This window comes from Nocardioides sp., assembly GCF_964229035.1.
Lineage (GTDB): Bacteria > Actinomycetota > Actinomycetes > Propionibacteriales > Nocardioidaceae > Nocardioides.
On the sequence record NZ_CAXRAZ010000020.1, the window covers coordinates 1 to 22,574 of the forward strand.

The following is a 22,574-nucleotide window of genomic DNA, read 5'->3' on the forward strand; positions in this document are numbered from 1 at the left end:
GTACGGGGTCTAGAGTTACGGCGGCCATAGCGGCAGGGAAACACCCGGTCCCATCCCGAACCCGGAAGTTAAGCCTGCCAGCGCCGATGGTACTGCAACCGAGAGGCTGTGGGAGAGTAGGACGCCGCCGGACAAACATTCGCCGAAGGGCCAGCGCTGATGCGCTGGCCCTTCGGTGTTTTTGCGTTCTCGTCAGTGTTCTCAATGGGTACGTGCGTTGAATTGCGGCCGTCGGGTCCCATCGCAGCGAGGCAGGTGCCGATCCGTCTGTGGAGGAGCGGCGTCGTCCACAGGCGGGCCTGTCGGGCCGCCGAGGTGACGGTGGGTTGGTCCAGCCTTGCTGCTCCACTACTACCGAGCAGGGGGATCGACGATGAACAGGGTCGAGTTGGAGGGCCGCGTGGCTGCGGCTCCTGAGGAGCGTGAGCTGCCGAGTGGAGACCGGCTGTGGACCTGTCGGTTGGTCGTGTCCCGCGAGGAGAGCAGGGTGATGCCCTCCGGTCGACGGGCTCCCTCGGTGGACACCCTCGATCTGGCTGCCTGGTCGGCGCGAGCTCGACGCTCGATGGGGTCGTGGCGCGAGGGCGACGTCGTCCACGTCGAGGGGGAGTTGCGGCGGCGCTTCTACCGCGCGGGAGGTGCACCCGTGTCGCGGATCGACGTAGAAGTCACGTCGGGTCGTCTGGTGCGTCGTGCCACGAGCGGATGAGCACGCCGAGGCTCGGCTTCGGTTGGAAGGAGGTCGCTTTCTCCGGCAGGAGCCGGTCGGCCGCGGCCACCTTCATCACGAGGTCCACGGTGGGCGCCGGCATGAGGACGACGGTACTTCCGCGCGTGGCGCTGCCGACGGCGTCCTCGACGCTGTGGTGATAGCTGATCCCGCTCGGTCCGTGCCGCAGGCTGGGGATGATCAGGCGGTGGAGCAACTCCACCGCGGGCACGTCGACGCTCGCGCCGAGATCGAGGCGCGCCCAGCGCTGACCGTCGGTGACGGCCAAGCAGGACGCGCCGAGCGCGCGGACGGCGTCGTGGTGGGGGCAGTCGGTGAACACGTAGCCGCGATCCTCGGCAGCGTCGCGGAGGTCGTCGAACTCGGTGCCGAGCAGGGTGCGGTGGATGGCGCCGAGGAACAGGGGAGTGTCGTCCTGGTCCACCAGCATCGCCAACCCGTGGTCGGTGGGCGTGCGGTGCCCGGCTTCGGCGTGGCGTCGCTGCAGGCGCAGGTAGGCGGCGTAGCGGTGGTGGCCATCGGCGATGAGCGCCCGGGTGGACGACAGCTGCTCGCGGATGTTGCGCAGCGTGGGTTCGTCGCGGACGGCCCAGAGGCGATGCTGCTGTCCACTGCGGTCGTCGTAGGCGATGTCCGGGGTGCGGTCGGAGAGTTCGCGGATGACCGCGCGGAGCCCTGGTGGCCCGTGGTGGACCAGGAGGATCGGTGCGGGATTGAGCCGCATCTGGTCCATGCGCTCGGCGAGCTCGTCGGCTTGGCGCGGGTGGATGCCCTCGTGGGGGAGCACCGCCCGGTCGTCGAGGAGGTGCGCTCGTCGCGACACGTCGAGCAGGCCGACCAGGCCGCGGACGGTCATACCGGCGGTGGAGTACTCGTGGAGGTAGAGCGCGGGCTCGTCGTCAAGGGTCACCAGGCCGCGTCCGCGCCACCTGTCCAGGCGCGCACCCACCTCCCGGTACGGGCGGGCGAACGCGCGTCCCGTCGTGGGGTTGCCGACCCGCGCCGGCGCGAAGCGGAGCGCCCGGAACGGCTCGAGACGCAGGGGGCCGGCCACGTGGGGTGGCGTGACGAGCCCGGCGGAGTCCATCTGGGCATCGTACGGAAGGCCGCCTCACCGGTGCCTGGCAAGGTGGAGCGCGTGTTGCGCCCCAGTGCCGAGCCGCTCGTCGGCTCCTACGACCTCGCCATGCTCGACCTCGACGGGGTTGTCTACGTCGGACCGGACGCGGTGCCCGGTGCGGCGGCGGCGATCGAACGCGCCCGCGCGGCCGGGATGCGGATCGGGTTCATCACCAACAACGCGTCGCGGTCGTCGTCCACGGTGGCCGCGCACCTGAGGGATCTCGGCGTGGCTGCGGAGTCGGGCGACGTGGTGACGAGCGCGCAGGCGGCGGCCCGCCTGGTCGTCGAGCAGTGGGGAGAGGGCGTGCGCGCGGTGTGTCTGGGAGCCGACGGCCTGCGCGAGGCGCTCGAGGACGCCGGCGCGGTACCCGTGGGCGTCGACGACGACGCCGAGGTGCTCGTCAGCGGCTACGGACCCGACCTCGCCTGGCGCGACATCATGCGCGGGGCCACGCGCGTGCGCGACGGGCTCGTCTGGGTGGCGTGCAACACCGACCTGACGATCCCGACGCCGTTCGGAGCCGCTCCCGGCCACGGAGTGCTGGTGAGGATGATCGAGTCCTTCGCGTCGGTCGAGGCGCGCGTGGCCGGGAAGCCTGAGCGGCCCCTCCTCGACGAGACGGTCCGTCGACTCGGTGCCCGGCGTCCGCTGATGGTGGGTGATCGGCTCGATACCGACATCGCCGGAGCCGCCCGCGCCGAGATCGACTCGCTGCTGGTGCTGACCGGCGTCACCGATCTCGCCGGCCTGGTGGGTGCCGGGCCGGGCGAGCGGCCGACCTACATCGCCGCCGACCTGGCCGGCCTCACCGAGCCGCACCCCGAGGTCGAGCCGACCGAGGCCGGGTGGCGGGCGGGTCGATGGACCGCATCGGTCGTCGACGGCGTCCTTCGTCTGGCGGAGGGCTTCGGGGGGACCGGCTCCGAGGTCGACCGCATCCGCGCCGGCTGCGCCGCCGCCTGGCAGCACCTCGACGCGACCGGGGTGCCCGTCCGCCTGCCCGACGCGCGATAGCCTGCGGCCATGACCGAGGCTCCCGTCCCGCGCCCGGATCCGTCGGGCATCGACGCCGTCGAAGCCGCCGTCGAGCTCATCGACAGCATCGCCGAGCAGCCGCTGGACGCCCACGCGGAGACGCTCGCGGCCGCTCACGCCGCGTTGCGCTCGAGCCTCGACGCCCCGCCCGCAGCGGACGCCTGAACCGTGCCACCGCGCCGCCTGCGCCTGGACGCCGAACTCGTGCGTCGTCGGCTCGCCCCCTCACGGGAGCGAGCCGCCCAGCTCATCGCGGATCGTCGGGTGAAGGTGGCGGGGGTGCTGGCGACCAAGCCCGCGACCGGCGTCACCACCGACGTGGCGATCGTCGTCCTGGAGGGTGGGGACGGCCCGGACTACGTCTCGCGCGGTGCCCACAAGCTCGCGGGCGCCCTGGCGGTCTTCGGCCGCGACGGCCTGCGCGTCGAAGGGCGGCGGTGCCTGGACGCCGGCGCCTCGACCGGGGGGTTCACCGACGTCCTCCTGCGCGCCGGTGCCGGTGAGGTCGTGGCCGTCGACGTCGGCTACGGGCAGCTGCACTGGTCGCTGCAGCAGGACGACCGAGTGCACGTGCACGACCGGACGAACGTGCGCACCCTGACCCCCGAGGCTGTCGGCGGACCCGTGGACCTCGTCGTCGGCGACCTGTCGTTCATCTCCTTGACCCTCGTCCTCGACGCGCTCCTCGGCGCGACCCGCGACGACGGTGACCTCGCGCTCATGGTCAAGCCCCAGTTCGAGGTCGGCAAGGAGCGCGTCGGGAAGGGCGGCGTCGTCCGCGACCCCGAGCTGCGCGCCGAGGCTGTGAACGGTGTGGTCGCGGCGGCGGCCGAGCGCGGCTGGGGCGTCCGCTCGGTCACGGTCAGTCCGCTGCCGGGCCCCTCGGGCAACGTCGAGTTCTTCGTCTGGCTCCGCCGCGGGCCGGCCCGGATGGACGCCGAGGAGGTTGCGGCCGTGGTGCGGCGCGGCACCGACGATCTCGGCTCCGCGGACGGCGCCGCCGCTGAGGTGTCGGGAGCGGATGAGAGGCTGACGCCATGACCGGGCCCGCGACGTCCACCCAGCGGCGGGTGCTCGTGCTCGCCCACACCCGACGCGACGAGGCTCGCGACGTGGCGCGCGCCTTCGTCGACAAGCTCGGCGGTCACGGCATCGTCGTGCGACTGCTGCGTCCCGAGGCGGAGGCCCTCGGCGTGGTCGAGGATGCGGCCGTCGAGGTCACCGACTCCGAGTCGGACGCCAGCCGCGGCTGCGAGCTGACCGTCGTCATCGGAGGCGATGGCAGCATCCTGCGCGCCGCCGAGCTCACCCACGCCAGCATGACGCCCGTCCTGGGCGTCAACCTCGGTCACGTCGGGTTCCTCGCCGAGGCCGAGCAGGACGACGTGGCTGCGACGATCGACGCGATCGTGCGCCAGGACTACACCACCGAGGATCGCCTGACCCTGGACGTGCGCGCCTACGTGGGCGGGCGCCAGGTCTACGAGACCTTCGCGCTCAACGAGGCCAGCGTGGAGAAGGCGGCCCGCGAGCGCATGCTCGAGGTCGTGCTCGAGATCGACGGACGTCCGCTCTCACGATGGGGGTGCGACGGCGTCGTGTGCGCCACCCCCACCGGCTCGACGGCCTACAACTTCAGCGCCGGGGGTCCGGTCGTCTGGCCGCAGGTGGAGGCGCTGTGCGTCGTCCCGCTCAGCGCGCACGCCCTCTTCGCGCGGCCCATGGTGGTGGCGCCGGACGCCCTCATCGCGGTCGAGGTGCTCGAGGGCAACCAGGGCTCCGGTGTGCTGTGGTGCGATGGCCGCCGCAGCCTTGACCTGCCGCCCGGTGCGCGCATCGAGGTACGGCGCGGCCAACGTCCGGTGCGGCTCGTGCGCTGGCAGCACGAACCGTTCGCCGACCGGCTGGTGGCCAAATTCGGTCTCCCCGTCGAGGGATGGCGCGGCGCCGCGGAACGACGACAGGCCCGAGCGCAGGAGGAGGCGCCGTGATCGAGGAACTTCGGATCAGCTCGCTGGGCGTCATCGACTCCTCGGTGCTCGAGCTCGGTCCGGGACTCACCGTGATCACCGGCGAGACCGGAGCCGGCAAGACGATGGTGGTCACCGCGCTCGGCCTGCTCCTCGGCGGACGCGCCGACAGCGGTGCTGTTCGCAACGGGGCCAAGCAGGCCAGAGTCGAAGGGCTCGTGGCGAGCTCGAACCTGCCGGCCCTCACGACGGCCGTCGAGGACGCCGGCGGCGAGGTGGACGACGATCGCGTCGTCCTGGCTCGCAACGTGAGCGCCGAGGGGCGCTCGCGTGCGTTCGTGGGCGGCGCCGCAGTGCCGATCGCGACGCTCGCCGGTGTCGCGGAGCCACTCGTCGCGGTGCACGGCCAGTCCGACCAGCATCGCCTGCTCAAGCCGAGCACCCAGCGCCACGCCCTCGACCGCTTCGGCGCGCTCGAGGAGCAGGTGGCCGCGTACGCCGCCATCCACGACGAGCTGGTCGCCACCGAGCGCGAGCTCGCCGACACGGTCGCTGCCGCCCGCGAACGGGCCAGGGAGGCCGACGTCCTGCGCTTCGGGGTCGACGAGGTGGCGGCGGTGGCGCCGCAGCCGGGGGAGGACGACGACCTCGCGGCCGAGGAGCAGCGACTGGGACATGCCGACACCTTGCGCGGTGCGGCCGAGCAGGCGAGGGAGGCGCTGTCCAGCGAGCACGGTTCCCCCGACGCGCTGGGCGCGGTCGCCGCCGCCCGAGGGCTCCTCGAGGGCGTGCGCGACCACGACGCCGAGGCCGGGCAGCTCGCCGACCGCGTGGCCGAGGTGAGCTACCTGCTCAACGACGTCGCCGCCGACGTCGCCTCCTACGCCTCGCGCATCGACACCGACCCGACCCGGTTGGCGGCGGTGTCCGAGCGGCGCGCGGCCCTGCTCGCCCTCACCCGCAAGTACGGCGACACGGTGGCCGACGTGCTCGCCTGGGCCGAGAGGTCCGCGCACCGGCTGCTCGAGCTCGACGGCACCGACGAGCGCATCCGCGAGCTCACCGACCGTTCCGCCGAGCTGCGCCGGCGTCTGGGCGAGGCCGGCACGGCTCTCAGCGACGCCCGTGGCGCCGCTGCCGCGCGCCTCGGGTCGGCGGTGAGCGAGGAACTCACGCTGCTCGCGATGCCGCACGCCCAGGTCACGGTCCGCGTGGAGCAGAGGCGGGTCGACCCGCCAGCCGATCGACGCGACGGCGCGCCGCCGGCCGACCTGCTGGAGGTCGACGGCGCATGGGTGCGCTTCAGCCGCAGCGGCCTTGACGAGGTGGAGTTCCTACTGGCCGCCAACAAGGGAGCCGATGCCCGCCCCTTGCACAAGGGAGCCTCGGGCGGTGAGCTCTCCCGGGTGATGCTCGCCGTCGAGGTCTGCCTGGCGGGCACCAGCCCGGTGCCGACCTTCGTCTTCGACGAGGTCGACGCCGGCGTCGGCGGTGCCGCCGCGGTCGAGATCGGACGACGCCTGGCTCGCCTGGCCGAGGATGCCCAGGTGCTGGTGGTCACTCACCTGCCCCAGGTCGCGGCGTTCGCCGACCGGCACGTGCTGGTCGAGAAGGCCAGCGACGGCACGGTGACCACCTCGGGCCTCGTCGCCCTCGACGACGCCGGGCGCGAGCGGGAGCTGTCGCGGATGCTCGCGGGTCTCACCGAGTCCGACACCGCGCTCGCCCACGCCCGTGAACTTCTCGACCTGGCGCGCCAGCGTGCGACCCAGGGATCGAGGGCCTAGGATGGAATCCCGTGAGCATGACGCCCGGTAGCCAGGTCAAGCACCTCTTCGTCACCGGGGGCGTCGCCTCCTCGCTGGGCAAGGGGCTCACCGCCTCGAGCCTGGGCCGGCTGCTGCGCTCGCGCGGCCTGCGGGTCACGATGCAGAAGCTCGACCCCTACCTCAACGTCGACCCCGGGACGATGAACCCGTTCCAGCACGGTGAGGTCTTCGTCACCGACGACGGCGCCGAGACCGATCTCGACATCGGCCACTACGAGCGCTTCCTCGACACCAACCTCGACCAGATCGCGAACGTGACGACCGGGCAGGTCTACTCCTCGGTCATCGCGAAGGAGCGCAAGGGCGAGTACCTCGGCGACACCGTGCAGGTGATCCCGCACATCACCAACGAGATCAAGGACCGCATCCTGGCGATGGGACGCGGCACCGGACCCGACAACGCGGGCGTCATGGGGCCCGTCGACGTGGTCATCACCGAGATCGGCGGCACCGTCGGCGACATCGAGTCGCTGCCGTTCCTCGAGGCCGCGCGCCAGGTGCGCCACGACATCGGCCGCGACAACTGCTTCTTCCTCCACGTCTCGCTCGTGCCCTTCATCGGGCCGTCCGGCGAGCTCAAGACCAAGCCCACCCAGCACTCGGTCGCCGCCCTGCGCCAGGTCGGCATCCAGCCCGACGCGGTCGTGTGCCGCGCGGACCGCGAGCTGCCCGAGAGCATCAAGCGCAAGATCTCGCTGATGTGCGACGTCGACCAGGACGCCGTGGTCACGGCGGCCGACGCGCCGTCGATCTACGACATCCCGAAGGTGCTGCACCGCGAGGGCCTCGACGCCTACGTGGTGCGCCGCCTCAACCTCCCCTTCCGCGACGTCGACTGGACGGTCTGGGACGACCTGCTCCGCCGGGTGCACCACCCGAAGGAGGAGGTGACGATCGCACTGGTCGGCAAGTACGTCGACCTGCACGACGCCTACCTGTCGGTCGCCGAGGCGCTGCGCGCCGGGGGCTTCGCCCACGAGACCAAGGTCAACCTGCGCTGGGTCGTCTCCGACGAGTGCGAGAGCGCCGCCGGCGCGGCCCGCCAGCTCTCCGACGTCGACGCCATCTGCGTGCCGGGCGGCTTCGGCATCCGCGGTCTCGAGGGCAAGCTGGGTGCGCTCACCTACGCCCGCACCCACAAGATCCCGACCCTCGGGCTGTGCCTCGGCCTGCAGTGCATGGTGATCGAGTACGCGCGCACCGAGCTCGGGCTGACGCGTGCGGGCTCCACAGAGTTCGACCCGAACACCCCCGAGCCGGTGATCGCGACGATGGAGGAGCAGAAGTCCATCGTCGACGGTGCGGGCGACCTCGGCGGCACGATGCGCCTGGGCCTCTACCCCGCCCAGCTCGCACCCGGCTCGGTCGCGGCGCACACCTACGGCGCGGAGTCGATCGAAGAACGTCACCGCCACCGCTACGAGGTCAACAACGCCTACCGTCCGGCGCTGGCCGAGGCCGGCCTGGTGTTCTCGGGCCTGAACCCCGACCTCGACCTCGTGGAGTTCGTCGAGCTGCCGAGCGAGGTGCACCCCTACTACATCGGCACCCAGGCCCACCCCGAGCTGCGCTCGCGTCCCACCCGGCCGCACCCGCTCTTCGCCGGCCTCGTCGGAGCTGCCCTGGAACGCCAGCGCGAGCTGCGACTGGAGATCGACGAGAGCGGCCTGCACCCCGAGCCGGTCGAGGGCTGAGGCTGCTCGTGTCGCAGGACCCCACGCTGCTCGCCGACGAGCCCGCCGCCTGGCGGGTCGTCGACAGCGTCGACCTGCACCGCGACGACTGGGTGATGGCGTTGCGCGCCGACCGCGTGCAGCGTCCCGGTGCCACCCACGAGCCGCCGTTCCGGCGTCTGGTGCTGGAGCACCCGGGGGCGGCCGTCGTCCTCGCGCTGGACGACGAGGACCGGGTGCTGGTGCTGCGCCAGTACCGCCACCCGGTGCAGGCGCGGCTGCTCGAGCTGCCGGCCGGGCTGCTCGACGCCGGTGACGAGGAGCCGCTCGAGGTGGCCCGACGCGAGCTGGTCGAGGAGGCCGCCATGGCGGCGGGGGAGTGGACCCACCTGCTCTCCATGCACTCGACCCCGGGCATCAGCCAGGAGATGATCCACTACTTCCGCGCCCGCGACCTCAGCCCGTCCGATCGCGGCGATTTCGCCCTGCAGCACGAGGAGGCCGACCTCGAGGTGATCTGGGTGCCCTTCACCGAGCTGGTCGACATCGTGCTCGAGGGCCGCACGGCCGACGGGCCGCTGGCGATTGCGGTGCTCACCGAGCTCGCCCGGCGCGGTCGCTGAGCCATGGCTCGCGGTGGACGACGAGGTGACGGCGCGAAGCGCCCCGGCACGCCTCCCGACAAGATCTGCGAGACCTGCGGCCGTCCGTTCTCCTGGCGCAAGAAGTGGGAGCGCGACTGGGACCAGGTGCGCTACTGCTCGCAGGCCTGCCGCGCGGGACGCAGCAACCCCGACTTCCGACCGCGCTGAGCGGTGTTGAGTGGCCGTCGGCACGTGCGGGCCAGGGCCGTGGGACCTCCGCGGACGAGACGTCCGGATGAGGTCTGGATCACATCGACGCCACTAGACTCTGGTGCGGCCCGCGATCCGGGCCTTCGCAGCACGAGTCGATGAGGAGGGCAACGTGAAGATCGGCGTTCCCAAGGAAGTCAAGAACCACGAGTACCGCGTCGCCATCACCCCGGTCGGCGTGCACGAGCTCGTGACCCGCGGCCACGAGGTGGTCGTCCAGGCCGGAGCGGGCGTCGGCTCCTCCATCCCCGACGAGGAGTACACCGCCGCTGGAGCGCGGGTGCTCCCCGACGCCGATGCCGTCTGGGCCCAGGCCGAGATGATCCTCAAGGTCAAGGAGCCGGTGGCCGAGGAGTACCACCGCATGCGCGAGGGCCAGCTGCTCTTCACCTACCTGCACCTGGCCGCCGACAAGGCGCTGACCCAGGAGCTGGTGGCGCGCAAGGTCACCGCCATCGCCTACGAGACCGTTCAGCTGCCCTCCGGCGGCCTCCCGCTGCTCTACCCGATGTCGGAGGTCGCGGGCTGCCTGGCCCCGCAGGTCGGCGCGCACTCGCTGCTCAAGGCGCAGGGCGGGCGCGGCGTCCTCATGGGTGGCGTGGGTGGCGTGGCCAACGCCAAGGTCGTCGTCATCGGTGCCGGCGTCGCCGGCCAGAACGCCGCCAACATCGCACTCGGCATGGGTGCCGACGTCACGCTCCTCGACACCGATCTCGACAAGCTGCGCATGTCGTTCTGGCGCTACAACAACCGGGTGCACGGGCTGGCCAGCTCGCGCCTGGCGATCCAGCAGCAGGTGACGCAGGCCGACCTCGTGATCGGCGCGGTCCTCATCCCGGGTGCGGCGGCGCCGAAGCTGGTGAGCAACGAGCTCGTGGCGCAGATGAAGCCGGGCTCGGTGCTCGTCGACATCGCCGTCGACCAGGGCGGCTGCTTCGAGGACACCCGCCCCACGACCCACGCCGATCCGACCTACCAGGTGCACGGATCGACCTTCTACTGCGTGGCGAACATGCCGGGTGCGGTGCCGAACACCTCGACCTACGCCCTCACCAACGCCACGCTGCCCTACGCGGTCGCGCTCGCCGACCGTGGCTGGCGCGGTGCCCTCGAGGCCGATGCCAGCCTGGTGCCGGGTCTCAACACCCACGACGGCCAGCTCACCAACCTCGCCGTCGGCGAGGCCGTCGGGATCGACGCCGTGACGCCGCACGAGGTGCTGGCCGGCTGAGCCGGCTGAGGCGGGCGCCTGCGCTCCGCCGCGTGCGGGTGCGTCCGCCCCGGCGGCGGACGCTAGCCTGACCACGTGAGTGGCGCAGGCGGGGTGGAGCAGGCGATCCGCGCCTACCTCGACCACCTCGCGGTCGAGCGGGGCCTGGCTGCCAACACGTTGAGCTCCTACCGCCGCGACCTGCGTCGCTACCGCGCCTTCCTCGCCGAGCAGGGGGTGGACGACCTCGGTGACGTCGCCGAGTCGAGCGTCACGGCGTTCCTGGTGCGCCTGCGCGAGGGCGACGCCGACCACCCGCCGCTCGGTGCGTCGTCGGCTGCGCGGGCGGTCGTGGCGGTGCGCGGGCTCCACCGCTTCGCGGTGGCCGACGGCCTTGCCGCGGCCGACCCCGCCGCGGCGGTGCGTCCGCCGGCGCCCGCCAAGCGACTGCCCAAGGCGCTTCCCCTCGCGGACGTGGAGGCCATCATCGACGCCGCCGGCGCCGAGGACACCCCGCTCGCCCTGCGCGACCGGGCGCTGCTCGAGCTCCTCTACGGCACGGGGGCGCGCATCTCGGAGGTCGTCGGCCTCGACGTGGACGACGTCACGACGCTGCTCGAGGACGACGACGACGCCACGCTGCTGCTCCACGGCAAGGGCGGCAAGCAGCGCCTGGTGCCGGTGGGCACCTTCGCGCGCGAGGCGGTGGGCGCCTACCTCGTGCGCGGCCGGCCGGCGCTTGTCGCAGCGTCGGGGCCGGCGCTGTTCCTCAACGCGCGGGGTGGGCGCCTCTCGCGGCAGTCGGCGTGGGCGGTGCTCGCCAAGGCGGCGGACCGGGCGGGTGTGACCCGCGAGGTCTCGCCGCACACGCTGCGGCACTCCTTCGCGACCCACCTGCTCGACGGCGGCGCCGACGTGCGCGTCGTCCAGGAGCTGCTGGGGCACGCCTCGGTGACCACGACCCAGGTGTACACCCTGGTGACGGTGGACAACCTGCGCGAGGTCTTCGCCACCGCCCACCCCCGAGCCCGTGATGAGTGAGATGACCGAGACAGCAGGCGCCGACGCGGCCTACGACCGCATCGTCGCGCACGCGGAGTCGCGCGGGCTGGAGCTCTACCCGCACCAGGAGGACGCGATCGTCGCGCTGCTCGCGGGCGAGAACGTCGTGCTGGCCACGCCCACCGGTTCGGGCAAGTCGATGGTCGCCGTCGCCGCGGCGATGGCCGCCCTCGCCAGTGACCGGGTGACCTTCTACACCGCGCCGATCAAGGCGCTGGTGAGCGAGAAGTTCTTCGACCTCGTGGGCGTGCTCGGCGCCGCCGACGTCGGGATGCTGACCGGCGACGTGGCCGTGAATGCCGACGCCCCGGTGATCTGCTGCACCGCCGAGGTGCTCGCGAACATCGCGCTGCGCGAGGGTGCGGCCGCCGACGTCGGCATGGTGGTGATGGACGAGTTCCACTTCTACGGTGAGCCCGGTCGCGGGTGGGCCTGGCAGGTGCCGCTCATCGAGCTGCCGCAGGCGCAGTTCCTGCTCATGTCGGCCACGCTCGGCGACGTCAGCGACCTGCGCGCCGACCTGACGCGCCGCACGGGGCGCCCCACCGCCCTCGTGGACGACGCCGAGCGCCCCGTTCCGCTGGACTTCACCTGGTCGCTCGAACCGCTCGGCGAGACGCTGCAGGAGCTCGTGGCCACCGGTCAGGGACCGGTGTACGTCGTCCACTTCACCCAGGCTGCCGCCGTGGAGCACGCCACCTCGCTCGTGGCGGGGTCGAGCCGCCTGCAGGTGCCGATGACCCCCGAGCGCAAGCAGCAGATCGCCGAACGCCTGGCCGGGGTGCGCTTCGCGGCCGGGTTCGGACGCACGCTCAGCGCGCTGTTGCGCCAGGGCATCGGCGTGCACCACGCCGGCATGCTGCCGCGCTACCGGCGCCTGGTGGAGCAGTTGGCCCAGTCGGGGCTGCTCACGGTGATCTGCGGCACCGACACCCTCGGGGTGGGCATCAACGTGCCGATCCGCACGGTGCTGTTCACCGGTCTGGTGAAGTTCGACGGCTCGCGCCAGCGGGTCCTGCGCACGCGGGAGTTCCTGCAGATCGCCGGCCGCGCGGGGCGGGCGGGCTTCGACACCGCCGGCCACGTCGTCGTCCAGGCGCCGGAGCACGTGATCGACAACGAGCGGGCCAAGGCCAAGGCCGCGGCCAAGAACGCCGCGATGAGTGAGCAGCAGCGGGCGAAGAAGGCCTCGAAGGCGCAGCTGCGCAAGCCGCCGCCCGGCACGGTGGTGTGGAGCGAGCAGACCTTCGACAAGCTCGTGGCCGGTCGGCCCGAGCAGCTGCGCTCGCAGATGAAGGTCGACAACTCGATGCTCGTCAACGTGCTCTCGCGCGAGGAGGACGCCTTCGAGGTGATGCGCCGCCTCATGATGGACAACCACGAGGAGCGGCGCACCCAGTTGAAGCTGGCCAAGCGGGCGGTACGACTCACGCGCAGCCTGGTCGCCTCGCAGGTCGTCACCCGCCTCGACGAGGTCGACGAGTTCGGACGACGCTACGTGCTCACCGAGGAGCTGCCGCAGGACTTCGCGCTCAACCAGCCGCTGTCGCACTTCGCGCTCGCCGCCCTCGACGTGCTGGACCCCGACGCCCCCACCTTCACCCTCGACGTCGTCTCGGTGGTCGAGGCCACCTTGGAGGCGCCGCGCCCGCTGCTGATGGCCCAGCGGCACGCCGCGCGCGGCGAGGCGATCGCCGAGCTCAAGGCCGACGGCGTCGAGTACGACGAGCGCATGGCGATCATCGAGGACATCGGCTGGCCCGAGCCGCTCGCCGAGCTGCTCGAACCGCTCTTCGAGATCTACCGCGAACGCCACCCCTGGCTCGACCCCGATGCGCTCGCGCCCAAGTCGGTGGTGCGGGAGATGTGGGAGCAGGGGATGGGCTTCACCGAGCTGGTCTCGCGCTACCAGGTCGCCCGGTCGGAGGGGCTCGTGCTGCGCTACCTCACCGATGCCTACCGGGCCCTGCGCCAGAGCGTGCCGGCCGAGCACCGCACCGAGGAGCTCGACCTGCTGGTCGAGTGGCTCGGTGAGACGGTGCGGCAGGTCGACTCCTCCCTGCTCGACGAGTGGGAGGCCCTCAACGACCCCGACCACGTGCCGAGCGCGCGCGACGCCGACGCGCCGCCCCGACCCCCGCGCCCCCTCTCGCAGCAGGGCCGGGTCTTCGACGTGATGGTGCGCAACGCCCTGTGGCGCCGCGTCGACCTGGTGGCGCGCGACGACGTCGACGCCCTCGCCGCGCTGGACGACGCCGCAGCAGCGCTCGGCGAGTCCGACGGGGTGCGAGCGGGCGAAGAGGGTCGTGCGGGCGAGGAGCGCGAGCGGTGGACCCGCGAGCAGTGGGACGCCGCGATCGAGGAGTACTACGCCGAGCACCCGCGTGTGCTCACCGACGCCGACGCCCGCGGCCCCGCCATGCTGACGATCGACCGCACCGGTGGTGAGGCCGGCGCCGGGCGCTGGCGCGTCGTCCAGACCCTCGCCGATCCCGAGGGCGACCACGACTGGGTGATCGAGGCCGAGGTCGACCTCGCCGCCAGCGACGCGGTGGGCGAGGCCGTCGTCCACACGGTGCGGATGGCCTGCCTCACGGGCTGAACCGCGCCTGCGACGTCGGAAAGGCGACCGGTCGCGGCGCGCCTCCCCAATGTCGCCGTGTCGACATTGTTCGATGGGGAGGTCCCGGGCTCTGGGGAAGGAGCCCGCAACCACGACACGACAAGGTGAGGGCGATGGTCGGCTACTACGGAGGATCCAGCGCACCCGACATGCCGCCGCGGGTACCGCGCGAGGCGCAGGCCGAGGTGCCGCTGGGCGCACCCGCCACGGAGGACGCCATGACGCTGCAGTTCCCGCTGCCCGCACCCGAGACCCGCACCGATCGCGCGGCCGCTGCGCCGGCCGGCGAGATCGGTCCGACCGGCCGCCCGATGCCGGTGCTGCCCGATCCGCGTCCGGTCACCGAGCACGGCAACGCGCGCGTGATCGCGATGTGCAACCAGAAGGGTGGCGTCGGCAAGACGACCACCACGATCAACCTCGGTGCGGCGCTGGCCGAGTTCGGTCGCAAGGTGCTGCTGGTCGACTTCGACCCGCAGGGGTCGCTGTCGGTGGGTCTGGGCCTCAACCCGCACGAGATGGACGCCACCGTCTACAACCTGCTGATGGACCCCGAGACGACCCTCGACGAGGTGGTCGTGCCCTCGGGCGTGCCCGGCATGGACCTGCTGCCCTCGAACATCGACCTCTCCGCCGCGGAGGTGCAGCTGGTGCACGAGGTCGCCCGCGAGCAGACGCTCCAGCGTGTGCTCGCCCCGGCGCTCGCCCAGTACGACGTCATCCTGATCGACTGCCAGCCCTCGCTCGGCCTGCTCACCGTCAACGCCCTCACCGCCTCGCACGGGGTGATCGTGCCGCTCGAGTGCGAGTACTTCGCGCTGCGCGGCGTGGCCCTGCTCAAGGCCACGATCGACAAGGTCAAGCAGCGCCTCAACCCCGGCCTCGAGGTCGACGGCGTGCTCGGCACGATGTTCGACGGCCGCACCCTGCATGGTCGCGAGGTGCTCGAGCGGCTGGTGCAGGCCTGGGGCGATCAGGTGTTCCACACCGTCATCCGCCGCACGGTGAAGTTCTCCGACTCCACCGTCGCCGGCGAGCCGATCACCTCCTACGCCTCGGGCTCCAGCGGTGCCGAGGCCTACCGCCAGCTGGCGAAGGAGGTGGCGCTGCGGTGCCTCGACGTGTGAGCCTGCCCGCGGCCGACGACCTGTTCCGGCCGACCTCCGACTCACCTGTCCGCGCCGTTCCCGACGCGCCGGAGGAGCCGTCGCGCCCGAGCGGCAACGAGGCCGACGCGCCTCCTGTCAAGGGCCCCAGCGGGCGGGTGCGCCACGACGAGAAGATCACGGTCTACGTCACCTCCGCCGAGCTCATGGAGCTCGAGCAGGCGCGACTGCGGCTGCGCGGTGAGCACGGCCTCGCCGTCGACCGCGGACGTCTCGTGCGCGAGGCGCTGCACCTCGTGCTCGCCGACCTCGGCGAGCAGGGGGAGGACTCCGCGCTCGTCCGACGCCTGCGGGAGTGAGCGTCGAGGCGCCCGGCGCCGAGGCGGGCGATGCGGCGGCGGGCGATGCGCCAGCGGGCGATGCGGCAGCGGAGCCGAGCGGCGGCTTCGCCGTCCACCTGGCCAACTTCGAGGGTCCCTTCGACCTGCTGCTCAGCCTGATCTCGAAGCACAAGCTCGACATCACCGAGATCGCGCTCTCGAAGGTCACCGACGAGTTCATCGCCCACATCAAGCGGTTGCCGGACGCCGACCTCGAGCAGACCACCTCGTTCCTGCTCGTGGCCTCGACCCTGCTCGACCTCAAGGCCGCCCGGCTGCTGCCCTCGGGTGACGTGGAGGACGAGGAGGACCTCGCCCTGCTGGAGGCGCGCGACCTGCTCTTCGCCCGGCTCCTGCAGTACCGTGCCTACAAGCAGGTGGCCAGGATCTTCGAGCAGCGCCTGCAGGCGGAGGGGCGTCGCTTCCCTCGCGCCGTCGGGCTCGAGGATCGCTTCGCCGGTCTCCTGCCCGAGGTGCTCATCGGCATCGGCCTCGACGCCTTCGCCGCGCTGGCCGCCACGGCGATGACGCCGCGGCCCGAGCTCCAGCTCACCCTGCACCACATCCACGCGCCCACGGTGAGCGTGCGCGAGCAGGCGGCGCTGGTGGTGGAGCGACTGCGCCGCAGTGGCACGATGACCTTCCGGTCGCTGTGCGGCGACTCGCCCGACACCCTCACCACGGTCGCGCGCTTCCTGTCCCTGCTGGAGCTCTTCCGCGAGGGCGTGGTCGCCTTCGACCAGGTGACGCCGCTGGGCGAGCTCACCGTGCGCTGGACCGGTGACGAGGATGTCGACGTGGACGACGTCATCACCGACGAGTTCGACGGCGCTGCGCCGGAGGCCACGACAGCCGTGCAGCACACACCGGGGGAGGGCGAGAGTGACGACTGAGCAGGAGGGCGCGTCGAGCGAGGAGATCGCGGCACCGGCGGCCTACCTCCGCCCGGCGCTCGAGGCGGTGCTGATGGTGGCCGACGAGCCGTTGGACGCCGTCAGCCTCGCCGCAGCGGTGGGGCACCCCGAGGTCGAGGTCGTCGAGGCGCTGGGCGCGCTCGCCGCCGAGTACGACGAGCAGCGGCGCGGTTTCGAGCTGCGCCGGGTGGCCGGCGGCTGGCGCTACTACACGCGCGAGGAGTTCGCTCCGGTCGTCGAGGCGTTCGTGCTCGAGGGACAGCAGGCGCGGCTCACCCAGGCCGCGCTCGAGACCTTGGCGGTGGTGGCCTACCAGCAACCGGTGACCCGGGCCCGGGTCTCCGCGGTGCGCGGCGTCAACGTCGACGGTGTCATGCGCACGCTGCTCAGCCGCGGACTCCTCGAGGAGGCCGGTCGCGACGGCGAGCACGGCGCCACGCTCTACCGCACGACCTCCTACTTCCTCGAGCGCATCGGGATCCTCTCGCTCGACGAGCTCCCCGCCCTCGCCCCCCACCTGCCCGACCTCGCCGAGGTCGAGGAGGAGCTCGCCGTCGCCGAGGCGGGCCGCACCGCGGCGCCGGCCGGCCCCGACGGTCCCGACGGTCCCGACGGCCCCGACCCCACCCGTGAACCGATCGACCAGGAGACCGCATGAGCCGCCAGATCGCCGTGGACGACGACGGCCTGGTGCGCCTGCAGAAGCTGCTTGCCCAGTCGGGTGTGGCCTCGCGTCGGCGCTGCGAGGAGCTGATGCTCGACGGCGAGGTCGAGGTCGACGGCGAGGTCGTCACCCGGCTCGGCACGAAGGTCGACCCCCGCACCGCGGTGGTCAAGGTGTCCGGGCGTCGCCTCCCGCCGATCTCCGACCACGTCTACCTGGTGCTGAACAAGCCGCGGGGGGTGGTGTCGACCATGTCGGACCCCGAGGGCCGTCGCACCCTCGCCGACCTCGTCGCCGAGCGGCCCGAGCGACTGTTCCACGTGGGCCGTCTCGACACCGACACCTCGGGCCTGCTGCTGCTCACCAACGACGGCGACTTCGCCCACCGCATGGCGCATCCCTCCTTCGAGGTCGAGAAGACCTACGTGGCCGAGGTGACGGGCAAGCTCACGAAGGCCACCGTCGCCGCGCTGCTCGCCGGCGTCACCCTGGACGACGGGCCGGTCACCGTGCGGCGAGCCCGGGTGATCGACAGCACCGGTGAGCGCTCGATCATCGAGCTGGTCATCCACGAGGGACGCAACCGGATCGTGCGTCGCCTCCTCGACCAGGTCGGCCACCCGGTGCGGCGCCTGAGCCGCACCCGCTTCGGCCCGGTCGAGCTCGGCACCCTCGGGGCCGGCACGCTGCGTGAGCTCACCGACGCCGAGCTCGGCGACCTGCTCGAGCTCGTCGGGCTCTGAGGCCGTAGCCTCCTCGCTGTGGCCGAGCAGCTCCCCAGCACCCCGGACGATCGCGAGCCCGCCGCGACGGTCGGTCTCATCGGGCCGGTCGAGGTCGTGGGCACCGGGCTCATCGGCACCTCGATCGCCCTGGCCTGTCGCCGGGCCGGGCTCGAGGTGATCCTCACCGACGCCTCGAGCGACCACGTGCGCACGGCGAGCGGCCTGGGGGCCGGGCGCGCCCGTCGTCCGGACGACGTGCCGCAGCTGGTGGTGGTGGCGGTGCCGCCGGCGGCGCTGGGCGGTGTGATCGCCTCGGTGCTCGACGCCACCGGCGAGGCCACGACGGTCACCGACGTCGGCAGCGTCAAGCGCGCGCCCCTCGAGGCCGTGGCCCAGCACCGCGGACGATCCCGCTACATCGGCAGCCACCCGATGGCGGGCACCGAGCACTCCGGTCCGCTGACCGCCAGCCCGGCCCTGTTCGAGGGCCGCCCGTGGGCGATCACGCCCGGCCCGGACGCGGCGCCCGTCGGCGCCCGTGTCGTGGAGGCGCTGGTGCGGCTGTGCGGTGCCCAGCCCGTGCTGCTCTCGCCCGACGAGCACGACCGGGCCGTCGCCCGCACCTCCCACGTGCCGCACCTGATGGCCTCCCTCGTGGCCGGGACCCTGGCCGGCGCCTCGGCGAGCCACCTGGCGCTGTCGGGCACCGGCGTGCGCGACGTGACGCGCGTGGCCGGGGGAGACCCGCGCCTCTACAGCCAGATCATCAGCGGCAACGCCTCGGCGGTGGCCTCGTTGCTGTCGGAGGTGCGCGAGCGCCTCGACCTCGTGCTCGAGGCCGTGATCGCCGGCGACCAGGGCGGACTCGAGGCGCTGCTCGCCTACGGCCGCGCCGGCACCCACGCCATCCCGGGCAAGCACGGCGGCGCCCCCCAGCCGATGACTCCCGTGCGCGTCGCGGTGCCGGACCATCCGGGCGAGCTCGCCCGGCTCTTCGCCGATGCCGGCGAGAGCGGCGTGAACATCGAGGATGTCCGCATCGACCACGACCCGGGGCGACCGGTGGGTCTCGTCGAGCTCGACGTGGTGGCCTCGCGCGCCGAGGAGCTGCGCGGAGCGCTGGAGTCGAGGGGCTGGACGGTCCACCGGTAGTCTGCGGGCCGTGCCGGACCAGAACACCCCTGCCCCGACCGCTCCCGACGCGAGTCCGCTCGCCCCCTCGAGCACCGTGGACGACGTGGTCGTGGCCGTCGACGGCACCTCCGGTTCGGGCAAGTCGAGCACCTGCCGGGCGGTGGCCCAGCGCCTGGGTCTGCGCTACCTGGACACGGGGGCGCAGTACCGCGCGATGACCTGGTGGATGCTCGAGCAGGGGGTCGACGTCCACGACGCCGACGCCGTTGCGGCCCGATCCGGCGAGCCCGACCTCCTCTCGGGCACCGACCCCGCCGCGCCGACGATCACCGTCGACGGACGCGACGTGTCGGTCGAGATCCGCGGCGAGGCCGTCAACGGGGCCGTGTCGCCCGTGGCGACGGTGCCCGCGGTGCGGGCGCGCCTGGTGGCCCTGCAGCGCGAGATCATCGGCGCCGGCGGCATCGTGGTGGAGGGCCGCGACATCGGCTCGGCCGTGTGGCCCGAGGCTCGCGTGAAGGTCTACCTCACCGCCGATCCGGCCGCGCGCGCCGCGCGACGGGCGCTGGAGAGCGGGACGGCGGACGTGGAGGCCACCCGCGCCTCGCTGCTCGCTCGCGATCGCATCGACTCCAGCCGCGCGGTCGATCCCCTCACCGTGCCCGAGGGGGCCACCCACATCGACTCCACCGACCTGAGCCTGGAGGAGGTCGTCGACCTCGTGGCGGGTCTGGTGACCGCACCGGCGTGAGCGACGGCTCCGCGGAGCCCTCGCACCACGCGGGTCCGAGCGGGACGGACTGGCGCTCCTGGGCGGCAGGTGCGGAGCATCCGGCTCGCACCTGGCTGCGGCGCGGACGCCCCACCGCGCAGCGGCTCATCCGCCGACGCTACGACGTACGGGTGCACCACGCGGAGCGCTTCCCGTCGTCCGGGCCGGTCGTGGTGGTGGGCAACCACATCGGCTTCCTCGACGGGCCGCTCATGGCGATCTTCGCGCCGCGCCCCGTGCACGCGCTGACCAAGCTCGAGATGTTCGAGGGCCGGCTCGGCTCCTTCCTCGTGCGCTCCGGTCAGATCCCGCTCGAGCGCGACGCGGTCGATCCGCGGGCCGTGCGCACGGCGCTGCGGGTGCTGGCCGAGGGCGGAGCGGTCGGCGTCTTCCCCGAGGGCACCCGCGGGCCGGGCGACTTCACGACCTTCCGGCACGGGGCCGCCTACCTCGCCCTCGTCAGCGGCGCGACGGTGGCCCCGCTGACCTTCCTCGGCACCCGCGAGAGCGGGGCCCCGGGCGGGCGGCTGCCCCCGCGCGGGGCCCGCATCGACATCGTCGTCGGCCACCCGATCGCCGTGGATGCTGTGCCCTGGCCCCGGACGCGGGATCATGTACGCCTGATGTCGGCCGACCTGCACGCGCGTCTGCGCGCCGGGCTCGCCGACGCCCTCGACGAGACGGGGCGGAGCCTGCCCGGTCCGCTCCCGGTAGGAGAACGTGATGAGTGACATGCCCGTGCTGGCGGTCGTCGGCCGCCCGAACGTCGGCAAGTCGACCCTGGTGAACCGCATCATCGGTCGCCGGGAGGCCGTGGTGGAGGACATCCCCGGAGTGACGCGCGACCGGGTCTCCTACGAGGCCGAGTGGAGTGGACGCGCCTTCACCGTGGTCGACACCGGCGGATGGGACCCGGACGCCCGCGGACTCGCGGAGCGGATCAAGGCGCAGGCGGAGATCGCCGTCGGCCTCGCCGACGCGGTGCTGTTCGTGGTCGACGCGATGATCGGCATCACCGACGCCGACGAGGCCGTCGTGCGCGTGCTGCGCCGCTCCGGCAAGCCGGTGGTGCTGGCCGCCAACAAGGTCGACGACCAGCGCGCCGAGCTCGAGGCGCAGGGTCTGTGGAACCTCGGCCTCGGCGAGCCGCACGTGGTCTCGGCACTGCACGGGCGCGGCTCGGGCGACCTGCTGGACGCCGTCCTCGCGGCGCTGCCCGAGGCGCCGGAGCACGCCGAGCCCGAGGTGGGCGGTCCGCGCCGGATCGCGATCGTCGGCCGCCCCAACGTGGGCAAGTCGTCGCTGCTCAACAAGCTCGCCGGCGAGGAGCGCGTGGTCGTCGACACCGTGGCGGGCACGACCGTCGACCCGGTCGACGAGCTCGTCGACCTCGGCGGGCGCACCTGGCGCTTCATCGACACCGCGGGCATCCGCAAGCGGGTCAAGGAGGCCTCGGGCCACGAGTACTACGCGTGGCTGCGCACCTCGACCGCCATCGAGCGCGCCGAGGTGTGCGTGCTCGTGCTGGCCGGCAACGAGTCGATCGCCGAGCAGGACATGCGGATCCTGCAGGAGGTGCGCGAGGCCGGCAAGGCGCTCGTGATCGCCTTCAACAAGTGGGACCTCGTCGACTCCGAGCGCCGCTACTACCTCGACCGCGAGATCGAGCGCGACCTCGTGCAGGTGCAGTGGGCGCCGCGGATCAACATCACCGCGCGCACCGGCTGGCACATCGACCGCCTCGTGCCCGCGCTCGACCGGGCCATCGAGGGCTGGGAGACCCGGGTGACCACCGGAGCGCTCAACGCCTTCCTCGGCCGACTCGTGGCCGAGCACCCGCACCCGGTGCGCGGCGGCAAGCAGCCGCGCGTGCTCTTCGGCAGCCAGGTGCAGAGCGCCCACCCGGTGTTCAAGCTCTTCACCACCGGGCGTCTGGACCAGGGCTACGAGCGCTACATCGAGCGTCGTCTGCGCGAGGAGTTCGGTTTCGTGGGCACCCCGATCGAGATCAAGGTGCAGGCGCGGGAGAAGCGCAAGAACCGCACCTGATCCCTGCGTCCGCGGGCCGCTCCTCGCGAGGACGGGACTTGCGCTGTTCGAACAAGTGTTCGATCATGGACGGGTGACCGCGCACCCGCTCGAGACGCCGCCCGAGGGGCTGCCCGACGACCCCCGCGCGGTCGTGGAGCAGCTGCGCGGGCGCATCCACGCCCTGCAGGGCGGGCCGACGCGACTCACCGTGCCCACCTCCGACCGGCTCGGCGACCTCGACGAGGTGCTCACCCTGCGCACCGGCGGCGTCTACGGCGTCGACTCGGCCAGCCTCGCGATGAGCCTGGCCGCCGGCGCCTCGCGCGCCGGGTCCTGGGTCGGCTTCGCGGGGTGGGACGACTTCGGGGCCGAGGCGGCCCAGCAGATCGGCATCGACCTCGCCCGCACCGTGCTCGTCCCCGCCCCGGGCGAGCACTGGCTCGAGGTCGCCGCCGCGCTCGTCGACGTGCTCAGCGTGCTGGTCCTGCGCCCGTCCGGCCCGGTCGACGCCCGCTCGGCCTCGGTGCTCGAGGCACGCCTGCGGGCCCGCTCGGCCGTGCTCGTGGTGCAGGGGGAGTGGCCGCGCTGCGAGGCGCGGGTGAGCACCGCGCAGGTCGTCTGGGAGGGCGTCGAGCAGGGGCGCGGTCGCTTGCGGGAACGGCGCGCCGAGGTCGTCGTCCACCGGGGTGGGCGCGCCGCCGGACGTGCTCGCCTGCGGCTGGCGGGCTGAGGCGTGGGC

The 22,574-nt window shown here is 72.9% G+C and carries 23 protein-coding genes and 1 rRNA gene; 23 read left to right on the top strand and 1 reads right to left on the bottom strand.

Going from position 1 to position 22,574, the window contains the following annotated elements; all coding sequences use genetic code 11:
• The first annotated feature begins 16 nt into the window (after positions 1-16).
• Both rrf and ACERUN_RS06810 read left to right on the top strand, forming a co-directional pair.
• Positions 17-133, top strand: a 5S ribosomal RNA gene (rrf, locus tag ACERUN_RS06805).
• Between the two features lie 240 nt (positions 134-373).
• Entirely contained in the window at positions 374-709 is a 336-nt protein-coding gene (locus tag ACERUN_RS06810; protein ID WP_370289086.1) for a single-stranded DNA-binding protein, read from the top strand.
• On the opposite strand, the gene ACERUN_RS06815 is transcribed toward ACERUN_RS06810, so the two are convergent.
• Entirely contained in the window at positions 669-1,817 is a 1,149-nt protein-coding gene (locus tag ACERUN_RS06815) for a DUF1015 family protein (protein ID WP_370289087.1), read from the bottom strand. The genes ACERUN_RS06810 and ACERUN_RS06815 overlap by 41 nt on opposite strands.
• Before the next feature lie 51 nt (positions 1,818-1,868).
• Between ACERUN_RS06815 and ACERUN_RS06820 the strand changes: the two genes are divergently transcribed.
• From ACERUN_RS06820 to ACERUN_RS06920, 21 genes are all read left to right on the top strand, one after another.
• The gene (locus tag ACERUN_RS06820; RefSeq protein ID WP_370289088.1) at positions 1,869-2,867 is read left to right on the top strand and encodes an HAD-IIA family hydrolase; all 999 of its coding nucleotides are present in this window, start codon (positions 1,869-1,871) and stop codon (positions 2,865-2,867) included.
• Positions 2,868-2,876: 9 nt separating this feature from the next.
• A complete protein-coding gene (locus ACERUN_RS06825; protein WP_370289089.1) occupies positions 2,877-3,053 on the top strand; it encodes a hypothetical protein in 177 nt (58 codons plus the stop codon).
• 3 nt (positions 3,054-3,056) lie between these two features.
• Positions 3,057-3,929: a TlyA family RNA methyltransferase gene (locus tag ACERUN_RS06830; RefSeq protein ID WP_370289090.1), complete on the top strand. Its 873-nt coding sequence runs from the start codon at positions 3,057-3,059 to the stop codon at positions 3,927-3,929.
• Positions 3,926-4,879, top strand: a complete 954-nt coding sequence (locus tag ACERUN_RS06835; protein WP_370289092.1) for an NAD kinase — start codon at positions 3,926-3,928, stop codon at positions 4,877-4,879. Before ACERUN_RS06830 ends, ACERUN_RS06835 begins: the two co-directional genes overlap by 4 nt.
• Positions 4,876-6,645 carry a DNA repair protein RecN gene (recN, locus tag ACERUN_RS06840; protein ID WP_370289093.1) on the top strand — a complete coding sequence of 590 codons (1,770 nt, stop codon included), beginning with the start codon at positions 4,876-4,878 and terminating at the stop codon, positions 6,643-6,645. Before ACERUN_RS06835 ends, recN begins: the two co-directional genes overlap by 4 nt.
• Before the next feature lie 17 nt (positions 6,646-6,662).
• The gene (locus ACERUN_RS06845) at positions 6,663-8,381 is read left to right on the top strand and encodes a CTP synthase (RefSeq protein WP_370289117.1); all 1,719 of its coding nucleotides are present in this window, start codon (positions 6,663-6,665) and stop codon (positions 8,379-8,381) included.
• A gap of 8 nt (positions 8,382-8,389) precedes the next feature.
• Positions 8,390-8,983 (top strand): NUDIX domain-containing protein, encoded by a 594-nt coding sequence (locus ACERUN_RS06850; RefSeq protein ID WP_370289094.1) that lies wholly within the window; start codon positions 8,390-8,392, stop codon positions 8,981-8,983.
• 3 nt (positions 8,984-8,986) lie between these two features.
• Positions 8,987-9,172, top strand: a complete 186-nt coding sequence (locus tag ACERUN_RS06855; protein ID WP_370289096.1) for a DUF2256 domain-containing protein — start codon at positions 8,987-8,989, stop codon at positions 9,170-9,172.
• Positions 9,173-9,326: 154 nt separating this feature from the next.
• Positions 9,327-10,445, top strand: a complete 1,119-nt coding sequence (gene ald, locus ACERUN_RS06860; RefSeq protein WP_370289097.1) for an alanine dehydrogenase — start codon at positions 9,327-9,329, stop codon at positions 10,443-10,445.
• A gap of 75 nt (positions 10,446-10,520) precedes the next feature.
• Positions 10,521-11,465 (top strand): site-specific tyrosine recombinase XerD, encoded by a 945-nt coding sequence (locus tag ACERUN_RS06865; RefSeq protein ID WP_370289098.1) that lies wholly within the window; start codon positions 10,521-10,523, stop codon positions 11,463-11,465.
• 1 nt (position 11,466) lies between these two features.
• Positions 11,467-14,088 carry a DEAD/DEAH box helicase gene (locus tag ACERUN_RS06870; protein ID WP_370289099.1) on the top strand — a complete coding sequence of 874 codons (2,622 nt, stop codon included), beginning with the start codon at positions 11,467-11,469 and terminating at the stop codon, positions 14,086-14,088.
• A 239-nt stretch (positions 14,089-14,327) separates the two neighbouring features.
• Positions 14,328-15,236, top strand: a complete 909-nt coding sequence (locus tag ACERUN_RS06875) for a ParA family protein (protein ID WP_370289118.1) — start codon at positions 14,328-14,330, stop codon at positions 15,234-15,236.
• A complete protein-coding gene (locus ACERUN_RS06880; protein WP_370289100.1) occupies positions 15,221-15,574 on the top strand; it encodes a hypothetical protein in 354 nt (117 codons plus the stop codon). The genes ACERUN_RS06875 and ACERUN_RS06880 overlap by 16 nt, the downstream gene beginning before the upstream one ends.
• Positions 15,571-16,488, top strand: a complete 918-nt coding sequence (locus tag ACERUN_RS06885) for a ScpA family protein (RefSeq protein WP_370289101.1) — start codon at positions 15,571-15,573, stop codon at positions 16,486-16,488. The genes ACERUN_RS06880 and ACERUN_RS06885 overlap by 4 nt, the downstream gene beginning before the upstream one ends.
• Positions 16,478-17,167 carry an SMC-Scp complex subunit ScpB gene (scpB, locus tag ACERUN_RS06890; protein WP_370289103.1) on the top strand — a complete coding sequence of 230 codons (690 nt, stop codon included), beginning with the start codon at positions 16,478-16,480 and terminating at the stop codon, positions 17,165-17,167. Before ACERUN_RS06885 ends, scpB begins: the two co-directional genes overlap by 11 nt.
• On the top strand, positions 17,164-17,916 hold the full coding sequence (locus ACERUN_RS06895) for a pseudouridine synthase (protein ID WP_370289105.1): 753 nt from the start codon (positions 17,164-17,166) through the stop codon (positions 17,914-17,916). Before scpB ends, ACERUN_RS06895 begins: the two co-directional genes overlap by 4 nt.
• Positions 17,917-17,934: 18 nt before the next feature.
• Positions 17,935-19,050, top strand: a complete 1,116-nt coding sequence (locus tag ACERUN_RS06900) for a prephenate dehydrogenase (RefSeq protein WP_370289106.1) — start codon at positions 17,935-17,937, stop codon at positions 19,048-19,050.
• Positions 19,051-19,060: 10 nt separating this feature from the next.
• On the top strand, positions 19,061-19,783 hold the full coding sequence (gene cmk, locus ACERUN_RS06905) for a (d)CMP kinase (RefSeq protein ID WP_370289107.1): 723 nt from the start codon (positions 19,061-19,063) through the stop codon (positions 19,781-19,783).
• Positions 19,780-20,535, top strand: a complete 756-nt coding sequence (locus ACERUN_RS06910) for a lysophospholipid acyltransferase family protein (RefSeq protein WP_370289108.1) — start codon at positions 19,780-19,782, stop codon at positions 20,533-20,535. Before cmk ends, ACERUN_RS06910 begins: the two co-directional genes overlap by 4 nt.
• Positions 20,528-21,853 (top strand): ribosome biogenesis GTPase Der, encoded by a 1,326-nt coding sequence (der, locus tag ACERUN_RS06915; RefSeq protein ID WP_370289109.1) that lies wholly within the window; start codon positions 20,528-20,530, stop codon positions 21,851-21,853. Before ACERUN_RS06910 ends, der begins: the two co-directional genes overlap by 8 nt.
• Before the next feature lie 73 nt (positions 21,854-21,926).
• Positions 21,927-22,565, top strand: a complete 639-nt coding sequence (locus ACERUN_RS06920) for a hypothetical protein (protein WP_370289110.1) — start codon at positions 21,927-21,929, stop codon at positions 22,563-22,565.
• Positions 22,566-22,574: the final 9 nt, after the last annotated feature.

Coding starts and splice junctions, on each gene's coding strand:
- ACERUN_RS06810 (WP_370289086.1), top strand. CDS start 374: ATGAACAGGGTCGAGTTGGAGGGCCGCGTGGCTGCGGCTCCTGAGGAG.
- ACERUN_RS06845 (WP_370289117.1), top strand. CDS start 6,663: ATGACGCCCGGTAGCCAGGTCAAGCACCTCTTCGTCACCGGGGGCGTC.
- ACERUN_RS06875 (WP_370289118.1), top strand. CDS start 14,328: ATGACGCTGCAGTTCCCGCTGCCCGCACCCGAGACCCGCACCGATCGC.
- ACERUN_RS06895 (WP_370289105.1), top strand. CDS start 17,164: ATGAGCCGCCAGATCGCCGTGGACGACGACGGCCTGGTGCGCCTGCAG.
- ACERUN_RS06815 (WP_370289087.1), bottom strand. CDS start 1,817: ATGGACTCCGCCGGGCTCGTCACGCCACCCCACGTGGCCGGCCCCCTG.
- ACERUN_RS06870 (WP_370289099.1), top strand. CDS start 11,467: ATGACCGAGACAGCAGGCGCCGACGCGGCCTACGACCGCATCGTCGCG.
- ACERUN_RS06825 (WP_370289089.1), top strand. CDS start 2,877: ATGACCGAGGCTCCCGTCCCGCGCCCGGATCCGTCGGGCATCGACGCC.
- der (WP_370289109.1), top strand. CDS start 20,528: ATGAGTGACATGCCCGTGCTGGCGGTCGTCGGCCGCCCGAACGTCGGC.
- ACERUN_RS06855 (WP_370289096.1), top strand. CDS start 8,987: ATGGCTCGCGGTGGACGACGAGGTGACGGCGCGAAGCGCCCCGGCACG.
- ACERUN_RS06835 (WP_370289092.1), top strand. CDS start 3,926: ATGACCGGGCCCGCGACGTCCACCCAGCGGCGGGTGCTCGTGCTCGCC.